Raw genomic sequence first — 14,173 nt, 5'->3', positions numbered from 1 at the left:
TTTTCATGATTTTAATTGTGCATTATCTATGTGTTGATGGATTTCTCGTTTTCATCAAAAAATGAATACGAGTTTTATTTTATACTGTTTTAAGCAGTTTGGGGAATGCGGCAAATAGTCGGTTTAATGTGATGCTGAAAAAAATAACGTTCATGCCCTTGATGAAAGAGTGGTGGAAAGATCCCATATTTGCAACTGCATTGGCGTTTGCTGCTGTGTTGCATTTGGCTTTTTTAACCACGCAATTTTCCATGCCCCAAGAGGCGGATTATAACACCAAAGAAATTGCAGTTTCTTTACGTTCTACCACGGAAAAAATTGAACATGCAGACTTTTTAGCACAAGCCGATCAGCAGGGCTCAGGGACATTCCGTGAGTCACATCGGATGTCGAGTGACATGCCTGCACCGATGATCGAACAAAAAGCCGGTGAGCAAAAAAGTGAAGCTTTAGAACAACTGCAACAAAAGAAAGAACTCAGCTTTGAAGATAAAGTGTTGATGACAACCTTGAGTTGGCAAAAACAAGCGGAAGAAAACAGTCGCAAAAAAGCCGTTGAGGAGTTGAATAGTCAGTTTCAGGCCAAGGCTGCGATGGTGGCGAGTATCGAAGCTCAATATTTACAACGCCAACAAAACTTTAGCCGTCAGCAAAAAATTAAAACCATTGATGGTATTCAAGCCAAGCAAGATGTTTCTGCGGCCTATATGGAAAAATTCCGCGAAAAAGTCGAGTTTTATGGCAACCGTTATTATCCTGAAGCGGCAAAACAGCAGCAGCTCCGCGGTGAAGTACGCTTAATGGTTATTTTGAACAGTAATGGCGGGATTCGTGCCATTCGTTTGATCGAAAGTTCAGGTTCAAGCTTATTGGATGAAGCAGCAAAAACCTCTGTGCGTAAGGCGGCACCTTTTGGTTTGTTTGATGCCAAAATGAAAGACATCTCAGAACTTCGTATTGTACGTACTTGGCGCTTCGATCCTGCAGAAGCAGAGTTTGAGGTGCGTTAATCAGTTGTGATTGCGTCGCAAAACTTCGCAGATTTCGACGCTAAAACTCGCATACCATTGGTTTTTCCCCAATTGCTGCGCGACCAGATGTTGTGCATCTTGTTGCCAAGCTCGAATGTCTTCTAATGTATTCCAGTAGGAAAGGGCGATTTCATGCTCACCCTCTGTCAGCGCTTCAAAATGTTGACAGTTAAAGTGTGTCAAGGCTTTGTCTCTAAGCTGCTGTGCAGTCGAAAAATACAGCTCATCAAGCGTACGAATGCGTGCTTTAAAAATCACGACATATTGCATATCTTTCCTTCCTTGGTTTTTATGACGATAAAAAAAGCGAGCCGTAGCTCGCTTTTTTTGTTCTTAATCTCTTTCCAGATAAGGGTTATCAAACCCTAATTTGGCTAAAATCTCGATTTCCAACGCTTCCATTTCTTCAGCATCTTCATCAGAGGTTTCATGGTCATAGCCCATGAGGTGCAAGGTACCGTGTACCAGCATATGCGTAAAGTGGGTCAGGGGTGCTTTGCTTTGTTCTTGTGCTTCTCGAAGAACTACAGGAATACAAATCACCAAGTCGCCAATCGGAAATGAGTCTAAAACTGCTGCCATTTCATCGGGGAGATCGCTCGGAAAAGACAACACATTAGTCGGTTTGTCTTTACCACGATATTCCAAGTTCAATTTGTGGCTTTCGTCATTGTCCACACATGCAATACCGATCTCACAATCACTTTGTGTATCGATATGACGTAAAGCCGTTTCCACGACTTTTTTGATATGCGCACGTTTCACCACCAATTCAGGTGACTGAAAATTTTGCTGCAAGGAGAGATTAAGTTTCAAAATGAATCCTTAAATGTTTTCGTCTTGATGCTGCCCATCAGCTTTAGCATCATTGTCCGCCACCAAGGCTTCCTGACGTGCTTTACGTTCTGCACGTTGTTCAGCCGTGAGGCGATGTTGTTCGCTGTCCCATCCCTCATAGGCTTCAACAATTTTTTGAACCAATTGATGACGTACCACGTCACGAGAGTGGAAGCGAGTAATATGAATTTCTTTGATTTTTTCAATCACACGTAAGGCATGTGCCAAACCAGATTGTTGACCACGAGGTAAATCGACCTGTGTAATGTCGCCCGTGATCACCGCTCGAGAACCAAAGCCTAAACGGGTGAGGAACATTTTCATCTGTTCAGGGGTAGTGTTCTGTGCTTCATCTAAAATCACAAAAGAATGATTTAAGGTACGTCCACGCATGTAGGCGAGTGGTGCAACTTCAATCACTTGACGTTCAATCAGTTTTGCGACTTTTTCAAAACCCAGCATTTCATACAAAGCGTCGTAGAGAGGACGTAAGTAAGGGTCAATTTTTTGGCTCAAATCACCGGGTAAAAAACCCAGTTTTTCACCTGCTTCAACCGCAGGGCGAACCAATAAAATACGCTGAATTTCATTACGTTCTAGCATATCTACAGCAGCGGCGACCGCGAGATAAGTTTTACCTGTACCCGCTGGGCCGATACCAAATGAAATATCGCTTTGTAAAATACGCTGTACATAGCGTTTTTGATTGGCACCACGTGGATTGATTCGACCTTTACGGGTTTGTAGATAAACATTGTCTAAACCGGTATGCTCATTTTCAGAAAAATCTTCCTGAATTTCGCGGTCAGTCTGACTGCCTTGAATCATCATGTGTAAAATGTCCGCACTAATCTGTGGATTGGTTTCGGACTCTTCATAAAGACGGTGAAGGAGACTTTCGGCTCTCTCTACCGCATCGATTTCCCCATCGATAAAAAAAGCATCTGCACGATGAGAAATTTTGACATCTAAACGTTGTTCAATTTGTTTGAGATGACCGTTATAGGCACCAAGCATGCTTTGTAAACGGTCAAGTGGAATACCAGCAAAAGTTACAGTACGTCGAATCGCTGCAGTCAAGAGAATTCCTTTAAATTGGTCTGACGATTAAGCTTACATTACGCCACGTCAGGCTCAAGATTCAAGAGTTCACCGTAAACAAACTTCAAAGTTTTAATATCGGTCACTTCAATCTCTGCAAAACGCCCAACCCATGCAGGATCACCGATAAAGCTAACCAAACGTGTATTGTCTGCAGTACCAATCAGCAAGTTCGGATCTTTGTCTGAAACAGACTCAATCAAGACACGTTGAATGGTCCCAAGCATTGCATCAGTTTTATCGATACTGGATTGTTTAATCCATTGTTGAACTTTTGCAAGACGTTCTTTTTTCACATCTTCAGGGGTTGTGTCTTCAAGTTCTGAAGCAGGAGTACCCGGACGTTTTGAGTAGATGAAACTGTATGAATGATCGAAGTCCATATCTTGGATAAATTGATAAGTTTCTTCGAAGTTTTCGTCAGTCTCACCCGGAAAGCCAATAATAAAGTCGCTAGATAAATGCATATCAGGGCGAACTTGACGTAATTTAGCAATTTTATCGATATATACATCAATCGTGTGGTTACGTTTCATGGCTTGTAGAACGTCATTCGAACCACTTTGAACCGGTAGATGCAAGTGAGAAACCATTTGCGGTAAGTCACGGTAGCATTGAATCAAGTCATCGTTAAATTCAAGCGGGTGCGATGTGGTGTAACGAATACGACCAATCCCTGGAATCTCAGCAACTAAACGTAATAAGTCTGCAAAGGTACAGATTTCCCCTTCAAAAGTTTCACCACGGTAGCCATTCACGTTTTGGCCGAGTAATGAAATTTCACGTACGCCTTTTTCAGCTAAAGTGGCAATTTCAGCCAATACATCATCCAGTGGACGTGATACTTCTTCTCCACGTGTGTAAGGAACCACACAGAAAGAACAGTATTTAGAACAGCCTTCCATGATAGAAACAAAGGCTTTAAACCCTTCTACACGCGGTTCAGGTAAAAAGTCGAATTTTTCAATATCAGGGAATGAAATATCCACCAACTGAATTTTTTCTTTTTTGGGTTTGACCACTTGCTCAGTATGCTGATCAAGCATTTGTGGTAAACGGTGTAAGGTTTGCGGACCAAACACCATATCTACATACGGTGCGCGTTTTTGAATGTTGTCACCTTCCTGAGAAGCAACACAACCACCAACACCAATCACCAAGTCTGGATTTTTTTCTTTCAGTTTGCGCCAGCGACCTAACTCTGAAAATACTTTTTCTTGTGCTTTTTCACGAATAGAACAGGTATTCATCAGCAGAATATCGGCTTCTTTAGGATCGTTTGTCAGCACATAACCGTGAGAGTCACCTAAAAGGTCGCCCATACGTTGACTGTCATACTCATTCATCTGACACCCTTGCGTTTCGATGTACAGTTTTTTCACTGCTCCATCTTGAGCTGGGGTGTGCTGTGGCTGGGTAACAGTGTTATCTGGGGCAGCTTGGGCACTATTGGGGATGAAGGTTTGAACCGTCATGTAGGCTCCTAAAGGAATTTTATGAAAATCAATAACCATACGTGGCTGACAGACAATTCACTCAATTGAATTGTGCAGCTGCGGAGGTCAAAAAGGGGATTTTAAGAATGGGCAATATTTTAGCAGTAATTTACTAGAAACTTACAGCCTAAAATTACAACTCTGCCATATTGATTTATGAAGCAAAAATGTTTGAAAATTAATATTGGCTAATCATGAGGTTACATAACAGAACACAATGCAGAGTTTAGAATTATTAAACTAATTCCTAAACAAAGTTCGATGTGCTGTAACTGAGCAGAATGACATGAAAGAAGGCAAGTGGATGTTAAAACATAATTTTAAACAGAAAAATTACGCTAAATTACTTGCTTTGAGTGTCGGGCTCTCTGGAATTTCTGCGTTTGTCCAAGCCGCAGATGAGCAGTTTAACGATGCTTTACGTGCTGCGAATGCAGGCAATATTAGTTTATTACAACAATACCAATCATCTATGCAAAATGATGTTTTGGGCTATTATCCAGAATATTGGTTACTGAATAACAATTTGGCTTCACAACCTGCAAGTGCCATTATTAATTTTGCACAGCGCTATCCAAACTCGGCAATGGCAGAAAAATTAGCCGCAGATTATGTTGAAGAAAAAGTCAAACAAGCTGATTTCGCTACAGCACAGCCTGTTTTGCAATATGTGACTAATGCTGACCGTGCTGAAACATGTGCCATGGCTCAAGTCCGCGCAAAGTCGGGCGACCCTCTGGTTTACGCAGAATTTAAAGATGTATGGTTGACCACAAACTCACAACCTGACTCGTGTACGGGCTTGGGCCGTATGATGCTGTCGAGTCCTTTAATGACTCAAGATGACCGCCATCAACGGATGTGGGGACAGTTAAGAGCGGGTCAGTCAGGACAAGCGATTGCGACTGCGCAAACCATTGGCGTGAATATTAATTTATCGCAACTCAACACCATTCAAGCCAATCCACTGAATTATTTATGGTCTGCACCCAAAGCCACAGCTGAAGATCATGCATACCTGATTTATGCGATGGGTCGCTTGGCCGATAGCGACTTAAATGGCGCGATTTCTTCGGTGAAACGTGCAGCAGAAGGCACACCAGCCGATGTACAAAAAGCCCTATACCGTAGTGTCGGGTATATCGGTGGTACAACGGTAATGAAAAACAATTTCAACCGTGAAGTTCTAAATTATCTTGATTTGAGTTATGGACTGCCTTTTAGTGCAGAAGAGGCCGAGATTTATGCGCGACAAGCCATTCGTTTTGGCGCATGGGAAAGTGTCATTCGTGCAATTGATGCGATGGGCGTTTCGCAAAAGCAAGAAGACCGTTGGCAATATTGGTTAGCACGAGCATCTGAACAACGTGGAGATGCCTCATCTAAACGTGCGGCAAAAGAAATTTATCGCAAGCTTGCCGTTGGCGATGATTACCATAATTTGTTAGCACGTGACAAAATTGGTCAGTCTTATAACAATATTCCGTCAAATGTGCAGCCTTCGTCACAAGATGCGCAGCGTCTCAGTCAGGATATTCACTTCCGTCGTGCCTTTGCATTGCGCAATATTAATGCATCTGACAGCTATATTAACCGTGAATGGAACTGGGCGGTGCGTCAAGCCTATTTAAAGCATGATGATGGCATGATTCTTGCCGCAGCTAAACGTGCAACCGATATGGGGTGGTATGATCGGGCGATTTATGCGGCAGATCGAACCACTAAACAGCACAATTATGCTTTACGTTATGCCATGCCACATCAAAATTATGTGGTGAGTCATAGTCGTAATGCTGGCATTGACCCTGCATGGGCTTATGGTTTGATGCGTCAAGAAAGTCGGTTTGTCACTAGCGCACGTTCACATGTCGGTGCCGGTGGTTTAATGCAAATCATGCCAGACACCGCAAAATTGGTGGCTCGTCAGATGGGGGAGAGTTATAACCCCGCTGCATTAACGGATATGAATACCAATATTCGTTATGGCACTTTCTATTTATCGACGATTCAACGTCAATTGAGTAATAGTCCAGTCTTAGCGACTGCAGGTTACAATGCCGGTCCAAATCGTGCTCGACGCTGGCAGCCTGAATATCAAGCCATTGCAGCGGATCAATATACGGAATCGATTCCATTAACGGAAACTCGAGACTATGTAAAACATGTGATGACCAATGCAACCCATTACGGCCTTTTATTAGGTCAGGGGCCACAATCGATTGAAAAAAGAATGCAAATGATTCCATTACGGAATGCGCAATAAATTTTAAAGCAAGATGCGCCTGTTTTTAGGCGCAATATGGGTAAATGATGAATGCCGAAAATGGACATTAGACTTGCTTATCGAATACTGACATCACTGCTCATCGGCAGTGGTGTAGGCTTTGGTATGTCTATGCTTTCGGCAGCACCAGTTGTAAAAGGGTACGTGATGGATGTGCAAATGGTGCCTGCTGTTTGCGCTTATGACCCATTAAAAAGTAAAAAACGTAAATGTCTGGAAGGGTATTCACTCAATATCACGGGTCTATATCCAGAAACTTCTACCCGTGATTGCACCACCAATAGTTCCGCTAAACTTTCTCCGCTGCAAGCCAAAGTGGTTGCACGGATTATGCCTGATGAAAATGCTCGCGTGGCGCTTTGGCACAATACCGGCGGCTGTGTGCCAATGAATGCCAGCCAGTATTTCAGAACCATTATTAATCATGCAGATAAGCTAAAAATTCCAGATGAATTGACCAGTCAAGAAACCCAATCCATTCAAGCCAATGTCTTGCGTAATAAAATGTTGCGTATGAACAGCGGATTGGTATCACAAAGTATTGAATTTAACTGTATGCAAACCCGTGGTGGTAGCCTGCTGACTGAGATTAAAATTTGCTATAAAAACAATGGTCAGTACAAAAGTTGCCCTACGACTATCGTCGGAAATTGTCCTGCAACTTTCATAATTAAAGGTTCTTTCTAAGCTTTTTTCAGCATTTTATTTATATTTCCTATCATACTTTTGTTGAAAAGCATTCTCTTTTACATGCAAGCGTCAAAAGATTGGAGTACAATCTTTGCCGTTTATGATTATTAAGATTAGATAGAACAGCTATTTAATCATTATGACCTTCCTCAATTGGAGATAATTACATGAAGCAAGCAGTTCGTGTTGCCGTTACTGGCGCAGCTGGTCAAATCGGTTATAGCTTATTATTCCGTATCGCAAGCGGTGAAATGTTGGGTAAAGACCAACCAGTTATCCTTCAATTATTAGAAATTCCAGTTGAGAAAGCTCAACAAGCGCTTAAAGGCGTAATGATGGAACTTGATGACTGCGCATTCCCTCTTTTAGAAGGTATGATCGGTACTGATGATCCTAAAGTTGCATTCAAAGATGCTGACTACGCTCTTCTTGTAGGTTCACGTCCACGTGGTCCTGGTATGGAACGTGCTGACCTTCTTAAAGTAAACGGTGAAATCTTCATCGGTCAAGGCCAAGCACTTAACGAAGTTGCTAGCCGTGACGTTAAAGTTCTTGTTGTAGGTAACCCTGCAAACACTAACGCTTACATCGCAATGAAATCTGCTCCAGATCTTCCAGCGAAAAACTTCACAGCAATGTTACGTCTTGACCACAACCGTGCGTTAACTCAACTTGCTCAAAAAGCGGGTGTTGCAGTTTCTGACATCAAAAACATGACTGTTTGGGGTAACCACTCTCCAACAATGTATGCGGACTACCGTTTTGCAAATGTAAACGGCGAAAGCTTAAAAGACAAAATCAACGATGCTGCTTGGAACAAAGACGTGTTCCTTCCAACTGTTGGTAAACGTGGTGCTGCGATCATCGAAGCACGTGGTCTTTCTTCTGCTGCTTCTGCTGCAAACGCTGCAATCGACCATATGCGTGATTGGGCGCTTGGCACAAACGGCGAATGGGTAACTATGGGTATTCCTTCTGACGGTTCTTACGGTATTCCTGAAGGTGTAATGTTCGGTTTCCCTGTAACTTGTGAAAATGGCGAGTACAAAATCGTTCAAGGTCTTGAAATCGACGAATTCAGCCGTGAGCGTATCAACTTCACTCTAAACGAGCTTGAAGAAGAACGTGCAGCAGTTGCTGACATGGTTAAATAATTTAATTTTTTAAATTAAATTATAAAAAGGCACTCCATTTGGGGTGCTTTTTTATGGCCTGCGAAAAATATCACGCTTAAGTTTTGAACAAAAAATAACACGTTGAGATGCTGTTGCAACTGACAAAGTCAAATAAACAGATAACTATAAAGATGGGAGAAATGTTATTGGCTTGAGGAGAACGGCAATGTTTGATCAACAACCGACGTTGGAACTATTTTTTGAACAATTGGGGTTGGATGCAACTCCGGAAGGCATCGATCAATTTATCGAAACGCATCAAATCACCATGGATGTTCCATTGCATGAAGCGCCATTTTGGACGAAGTCACAGCGTGACTTTATTATCAGTCATTGGAAAAAAGATGATGACTGGGCCATAGTGGTCGATATTTTAAATGAACAATTGCATACAGAACATAAGCTTTCCGGATCATGCAAAATCTAAATACAATTTGAAACAACAAACCTAGTTTTAACGCTAGGTTTTTTTATCGGCATCATATAAGTTAATTAAATAATAAATGACAGATTAGTTGATAAGGAGGGCGAGATGCTCAATCAAAATAAACCATCCTTAGCTTTATTGTTTTCTCAATTGGGGTTAGCCAGCAGTCCAGCTGCGATCGAGTTATACGTGCGTACGCATCAGCTTGCTGCAAGTGAAAATTTACATGATGCGCCGTTTTGGAATAAAGCGCAGCGTGATTTTCTAATCAGTCATTTAGTACAAGATGATGATTGGGCGATTTGGATTGATGAGCTGAATCAACAGTTGCATATGGATGCATATAAGCTGCAGCCAGCATAGATTTCATTTCTCCACAAATAAAAAAGCACCTCCTCGGAGGTGTTTTTTTATTTAGTGCAATTTGCTTTGGCGTAATTCTGAAAACCAGTCTTCTTGGCGATATGGATTAAATGCAGGATGTTCAAGTAATGTGGTCAGTTTGAATTCTTGAGATTTGCAGTATTTATTTAACCAGTGGCGGGTTAACGCAGGTTCCTGTTTTACCGCAGAGGCATAGGCCAAGTAGAAGTAAATGTCGCCATGTTCAGCTTTGGACATCGGTTTCATAATCTGCTGGGTAATCAGGGCATAGCGCTGCTCTTGGGTAATTTCAAAAAATATCATATAAGCTTTGGCTAAATGTACAGACAAATTGATGTATAGCTCAATCGGCATTTCTTCAAATTCAATCCGGCTTTGCTCAAGTAGAACAATGGCTTCTTGCAGAAAATACACTTGTTCTTGATGGTTCTTACTTAAATTAACCAATTGCAGGCGTAAGTCTGCACGCTCAAGGGCAAGTTCAGGGCTGTTGCCTTGTAGAAATAATTGATCGGTTTCGCCAATACGCTGAATAATTTTATGACTGTTTTGACGCATCGGGTACATCCTCATCTATGAATGACTCATATATGAGGATAGTTTAAGGGATTTAAAGGAGGAATCTCGAATTACCACATCGAGTTGTCATTACGTAGCCAAGCCGTAATCGATAAACGTTGATGTTTAGCTTCGAGTACCTCGTGTAACAGGTCACTTTGGAATAAAGCAATGCGATTCGGTTTAGGTTCTAAAATATGCCAAACATCATTCTTATCTTGTAAGCGCAATTCACCGCCCCAATCGGCTTGCCATTGTTCATGTAAATAATAAACCGCTGAAATGACACGTCCATTTTTGCCTTGAGGATTATCTTTGTGCAGGGCATAAAATTCACCTGCGTTATAACAGGCAAAATGTGCTTCGACTTCGTGAATGCCAGAAAAAAATGCGCGATTAAATTGTTCTGATAAATGTTCTAAGGCTTGAACGTGTTCTTGTGCGACATCTAATGTGTCGTTAATCCATAAAATATGATCACTTCTAATTTTACTGATGACCCCATTTTGTACGGCTGCATCTCGAAATTTATTTAAATTTGACATACATTCTTCAACAAGTGCATGTATATATTCAGCAGGATAAGCGTCATCAATAATGCTAAACCCGTGTTGATCTAAATCATCGAGGATTTGATCAACCGGCCAAGACTTTGGGAGAAAGGCTGTTTCCATATACGATCCATAAAGTTGTGGAAAAAAAGGTGACGTATTCTAGAGCAAGAATAGCATCGGAATGAAACTATTTTTCATGCTAAAATGTCCGTTGATATCAGGAATTAAAGAAACATGAATTACCGTCACCATTTCCATGCAGGCAACTTTGCCGACGTGATGAAGCACGTTTTGCTGCTTCAGTTATTAAGTCGACTGAATGCAAAAGATAAACCTTATCGCTATGTAGATACACATGGTGGTGCGGGTAAATATGATCTTTCGACCTCTGAAGCACAGAAATCAGGTGAGTTTTTAAATGGTATTCATCGTTTAGTTAAGCTCGATGATTCGATTAAGCGTAATGCGCCTGAAGGTGTTCAACAATATTTAAAAGTTGTTGAAAAAATGCGTGAAAACTTTGGTAAAGGTGCTTATCCAGGCTCTCCATGGTTTGCGCTCGAAGGCATGCGTGAAACTGATAAAGCCACGATTTTTGAAATGCAGCGTGATGTATTCCAACAATTGCGCCACAATATTTTTGATAAACGTGCAGGCTTGCATGAGCGTGATGCTTACGAAGGTTTACTGGGTGTAATTCCACCAAAAGAAAAACGTGGTTTGGTGATGATTGACCCGCCTTACGAATTAGAACGTAAAGATTTTCCACAGCTTGTAGAATTGTTGGTGGCTGCTTATAAAAAATGGCCGACAGGTGTTTTTGCGGTATGGTATCCAATTAAAGACCGCGCGATGATTGAACGTTTTGAAAAGAAAATGTACAAAACCGGCATTCGTCGTCAGTTGGTTTGCGAAATTTGCGTATGGCCAGATGATACTCCAGTTGGTCTAAATGGTTGTGGTTTATTGGTGATTAATCCACCTTGGAAATTCTCTGAAGATGCGGACGAAGCATTACAATGGTTGTTCCCACATCTTCGTATGAATGAAAATGGTGGTCATGCAGCCGTACGTTGGTTAGTTGGCGAATAATTTTAAACTTGAAAAAGAAAGGTCACAGTTAGGATCGAACAATGACAAATACAAATAAACCTGAGCGGGAAATTTCTTCAAAGGATGAAAATGCATTTGATGGCATTACATTTGAAGTTGAAGAAGAGGAGCATACCCATGAAGGGCATAAAGTGAAACGTCGTGGGATCTATCTGTGGCCAAACTTGATTACAACTGCAGCGTTGTTATCCGGCTTTTATTCAATAATTGCCAGTATGAATGGTGAGTTTCAACAAGCCATTTATGCCATTTTCCTTGCAGCATTATTTGATGGTTTGGATGGACGTGTCGCACGTGCTATCGGCGCACAAAGTCCTTTTGGTGAACAGTTTGACTCGTTGTCGGACTTGCTAGCATTTGGTGTTGCACCTGCCATTTTAATGTATAGCTGGAGTCTAAATGATTTAGGCCGTATTGGCCTGGCAGCATGTTTTGTTTACACCGCATGTGCAGCCTTCCGTTTGGCACGTTTTAACGTACAAATTGGGGTTGTCGATAAACGTTATTTTATTGGTGTTGCAAGTCCACTCGCAGCCGTTATGATTATTTCATTGGTATGGGTAGGTATGGATATCCCTGCGGTCTTCGACTTACGCGAAACAGGTATTCAGATTTTTAATGCGGTAGTGATTATTGCAGTGGGTCTATTGATGATCTCAAATGTAAAATACTATTCATTTAAAACTGTGGATCGTCGCCGTGTTCCATTTGCGGTGTTGCCAATCATAGTCTTCATTTTAGCTGCTGTAACGTATAATATTCCAATGGGTATTTTAATTATTTCAGTAATTTATGCATTGTCTGGCTTTGTCACAACCTTAATGGCAAAAAAGGCTGAAGCATGAGTTAAAACATGAAATAAAAATGAAAAGGAGCTTGATATGCAGATATTTCAAGATTTCTTGGATCAATCAAGACGACTGAATCAAGCTCCAGATATGCAACATAAAAAAATAAATCTACATGCGCCGAATACGCCATATCCTTCAGTCCATTATGGACTTTGTCTACCGAATCTTCCTGCGCCCTTACATTATCTTAACTTTATGAGTTGGCTCGGGCAGCCTCAGATTCCTGCTTTTCAAAATCCTGCGTCCATTCAACAAGATGAACTCAATACAGCCACAGTAATGACCAGTGTGAGCGGTCATATGGTTGGTCAATTACAATCATATTCCATTAAAGATGACTGTAGTCTGAGTGATACCGTCTTTAAATTTAGAGATAAAGAACTGATTGGTTGGGATGGAGCGGTATTTCAAATCCATCGAGAAGATACTGAACTCAGTTTAGATTTGTCTGTGCAAACAACCGATATTTCTTCTTGTTTAATAAAATTAAGATTAGGTCTTGCTGAATATTGGTCGGTGATGTGCCAATGTGAAGGGCAAATCAAATTTCAGGGCCAGATGTATGATGTAAATCAGTTGGCGGTTTTGTCTTATGCACAAATACGCAAGTTTCCATATTTACCTTTGGCGTTTTATACCCATCAGGTGATCAACCTGAGCCGAAAGCGTCAAATCATCTTTATGCAAACGCGAGACCGCTATAACAATATTTTGAGTTCACGTTTATATCTAAGAGATTTAAATCAGCAGCAAGTGTTCATGGCAGACCAAGGTGTGTTCTTTAAAGTCATGCGCGTTTATCCCGTTGTTAAAACCCCCAATTTGCAAAAAATGTATTTGCCACGTGAATTTGAATGGATTTACCAAAATGACAAACTAAAAATACATATACAAGCGCAGAGCCGTGGGGATTTTAAATTTGGACTCGGCGCTGGCTATGCAGGAAGCTTTAACTATCAAATTAAAATTAACGACGAAATCGAGTGTGGGGAGGGTGGCTACTGTGAATATGTAGATTGTCGAGCTTTAAAATGGCAAGAAAAGAATGAAAAAGATAAATTAACGGATAAATATGGAAATATTGTCCCTATTATGCTCAAAAAATAGTAAAAAAACTCAATTTAGTAGAATAAATAAACAAACGTAATGAAAAAACTAAAAATAAATGGAAAAGGGTGTTGCGTTGGATCAGAAATGCTGTAGAATGCACATCCATCGGCGGTGATGAAGATTAAAACTTCTGATAAAACAATGACTTGGTTGAATTGATTAAGTTGGGTTTTATTTGATAAGTTTAAAATAATTTGAATTACCAGTTGACTCTTTAGAAATAAAGAGTAATATAGCCGACCTAGCTTGCTGGTGACGAACCAACAAGAAGATCATTAAGAGATTATGAAGAACAACTTGTGTGGATTTTTACTGATTGATTGATCGAAATTATTTTCATTGATTGATGGTAGAAATTACTCGAAGTTTATTTGAGCAAATTTTTGTCAGTAATTGATGAGCCAAGATTGGTACCCTTTAAGGTGCTACAAAGTATTAAACTGAAGAGTTTGATCATGGCTCAGATTGAACGCTGGCGGCAGGCTTAACACATGCAAGTCGAGCGGGGGAAGGTAGCTTGCTACTGGACCTAGCGGCGGACGGGTGAGTAATGCTTAGGAAT

At 41.0% G+C, this 14,173-nt stretch carries 15 protein-coding genes and 1 rRNA gene; 10 read left to right on the top strand and 6 right to left on the bottom strand.

The window, feature by feature from the left end:
• Positions 1–152 precede the first annotated feature (152 nt).
• Positions 153–1,010, top strand: coding sequence for an energy transducer TonB (locus FTU05_RS06325; RefSeq protein WP_218953276.1), 858 nt, complete (start codon positions 153–155; stop codon positions 1,008–1,010).
• Here the strand turns inward: FTU05_RS06325 and FTU05_RS06320 are convergent, their stop codons facing one another.
• The 4 genes from FTU05_RS06320 to miaB form a co-directional block, all read right to left on the bottom strand.
• Entirely contained in the window at positions 1,011–1,301 is a 291-nt protein-coding gene (locus tag FTU05_RS06320; protein ID WP_111885943.1) for an antibiotic biosynthesis monooxygenase, read from the bottom strand. It abuts the gene before it with no gap.
• Positions 1,302–1,364: 63 nt separating this feature from the next.
• On the bottom strand, positions 1,365–1,847 hold the full coding sequence (ybeY, locus tag FTU05_RS06315) for an rRNA maturation RNase YbeY (RefSeq protein ID WP_078192431.1): 483 nt from the start codon (positions 1,845–1,847) through the stop codon (positions 1,365–1,367).
• A gap of 9 nt (positions 1,848–1,856) precedes the next feature.
• Entirely contained in the window at positions 1,857–2,948 is a 1,092-nt protein-coding gene (locus FTU05_RS06310) for a PhoH family protein (protein WP_180003481.1), read from the bottom strand.
• A 38-nt stretch (positions 2,949–2,986) separates the two neighbouring features.
• On the bottom strand, positions 2,987–4,444 hold the full coding sequence (miaB, locus tag FTU05_RS06305; RefSeq protein WP_078192429.1) for a tRNA (N6-isopentenyl adenosine(37)-C2)-methylthiotransferase MiaB: 1,458 nt from the start codon (positions 4,442–4,444) through the stop codon (positions 2,987–2,989).
• Between the two features lie 307 nt (positions 4,445–4,751).
• Between miaB and FTU05_RS06300 the strand changes: the two genes are divergently transcribed.
• From FTU05_RS06300 to FTU05_RS06280, 5 genes are all read left to right on the top strand, one after another.
• Positions 4,752–6,728 carry a lytic transglycosylase domain-containing protein gene (locus FTU05_RS06300; protein WP_180105590.1) on the top strand — a complete coding sequence of 659 codons (1,977 nt, stop codon included), beginning with the start codon at positions 4,752–4,754 and terminating at the stop codon, positions 6,726–6,728.
• 51 nt (positions 6,729–6,779) lie between these two features.
• Positions 6,780–7,436: a ribonuclease I gene (locus FTU05_RS06295; RefSeq protein WP_180089602.1), complete on the top strand. Its 657-nt coding sequence runs from the start codon at positions 6,780–6,782 to the stop codon at positions 7,434–7,436.
• A gap of 170 nt (positions 7,437–7,606) precedes the next feature.
• Positions 7,607–8,593, top strand: coding sequence for a malate dehydrogenase (locus FTU05_RS06290; RefSeq protein WP_111885948.1), 987 nt, complete (start codon positions 7,607–7,609; stop codon positions 8,591–8,593).
• Positions 8,594–8,780: 187 nt separating this feature from the next.
• Entirely contained in the window at positions 8,781–9,041 is a 261-nt protein-coding gene (locus tag FTU05_RS06285; RefSeq protein ID WP_180003486.1) for a DUF2789 family protein, read from the top strand.
• A 105-nt stretch (positions 9,042–9,146) separates the two neighbouring features.
• Positions 9,147–9,404, top strand: a complete 258-nt coding sequence (locus FTU05_RS06280) for a DUF2789 family protein (protein ID WP_078189234.1) — start codon at positions 9,147–9,149, stop codon at positions 9,402–9,404.
• Positions 9,405–9,455: 51 nt separating this feature from the next.
• Here the strand turns inward: FTU05_RS06280 and FTU05_RS06275 are convergent, their stop codons facing one another.
• The gene (locus FTU05_RS06275) at positions 9,456–9,983 is read right to left on the bottom strand and encodes a hypothetical protein (protein WP_078192424.1); all 528 of its coding nucleotides are present in this window, start codon (positions 9,981–9,983) and stop codon (positions 9,456–9,458) included.
• Between the two features lie 71 nt (positions 9,984–10,054).
• Entirely contained in the window at positions 10,055–10,657 is a 603-nt protein-coding gene (locus FTU05_RS06270; protein WP_180164643.1) for a 2OG-Fe(II) oxygenase, read from the bottom strand.
• 114 nt (positions 10,658–10,771) lie between these two features.
• Between FTU05_RS06270 and FTU05_RS06265 the strand changes: the two genes are divergently transcribed.
• From FTU05_RS06265 to FTU05_RS06250, 4 genes are all read left to right on the top strand, one after another.
• Positions 10,772–11,629, top strand: coding sequence for a 23S rRNA (adenine(2030)-N(6))-methyltransferase RlmJ (locus FTU05_RS06265; protein WP_078189232.1), 858 nt, complete (start codon positions 10,772–10,774; stop codon positions 11,627–11,629).
• Positions 11,630–11,670: 41 nt separating this feature from the next.
• Complete coding sequence (pssA, locus tag FTU05_RS06260) at positions 11,671–12,495, top strand: CDP-diacylglycerol--serine O-phosphatidyltransferase (protein ID WP_078192422.1); 825 nt, start codon at positions 11,671–11,673, stop codon at positions 12,493–12,495.
• 36 nt (positions 12,496–12,531) lie between these two features.
• Entirely contained in the window at positions 12,532–13,608 is a 1,077-nt protein-coding gene (locus FTU05_RS06255; protein ID WP_180164640.1) for a DUF6670 family protein, read from the top strand.
• A gap of 440 nt (positions 13,609–14,048) precedes the next feature.
• A 16S ribosomal RNA gene (locus tag FTU05_RS06250) occupies positions 14,049–14,173 on the top strand; the annotation flags it as partial.

The sequence above is a fragment of the Acinetobacter sp. YH12049 genome (genome assembly GCF_013419875.1).
Lineage (GTDB): Bacteria > Pseudomonadota > Gammaproteobacteria > Pseudomonadales > Moraxellaceae > Acinetobacter > Acinetobacter amyesii.
The sequence above is the reverse complement of the archived record's forward strand: the minus strand, read 5'-3'. Positions and strand labels throughout refer to the sequence as shown.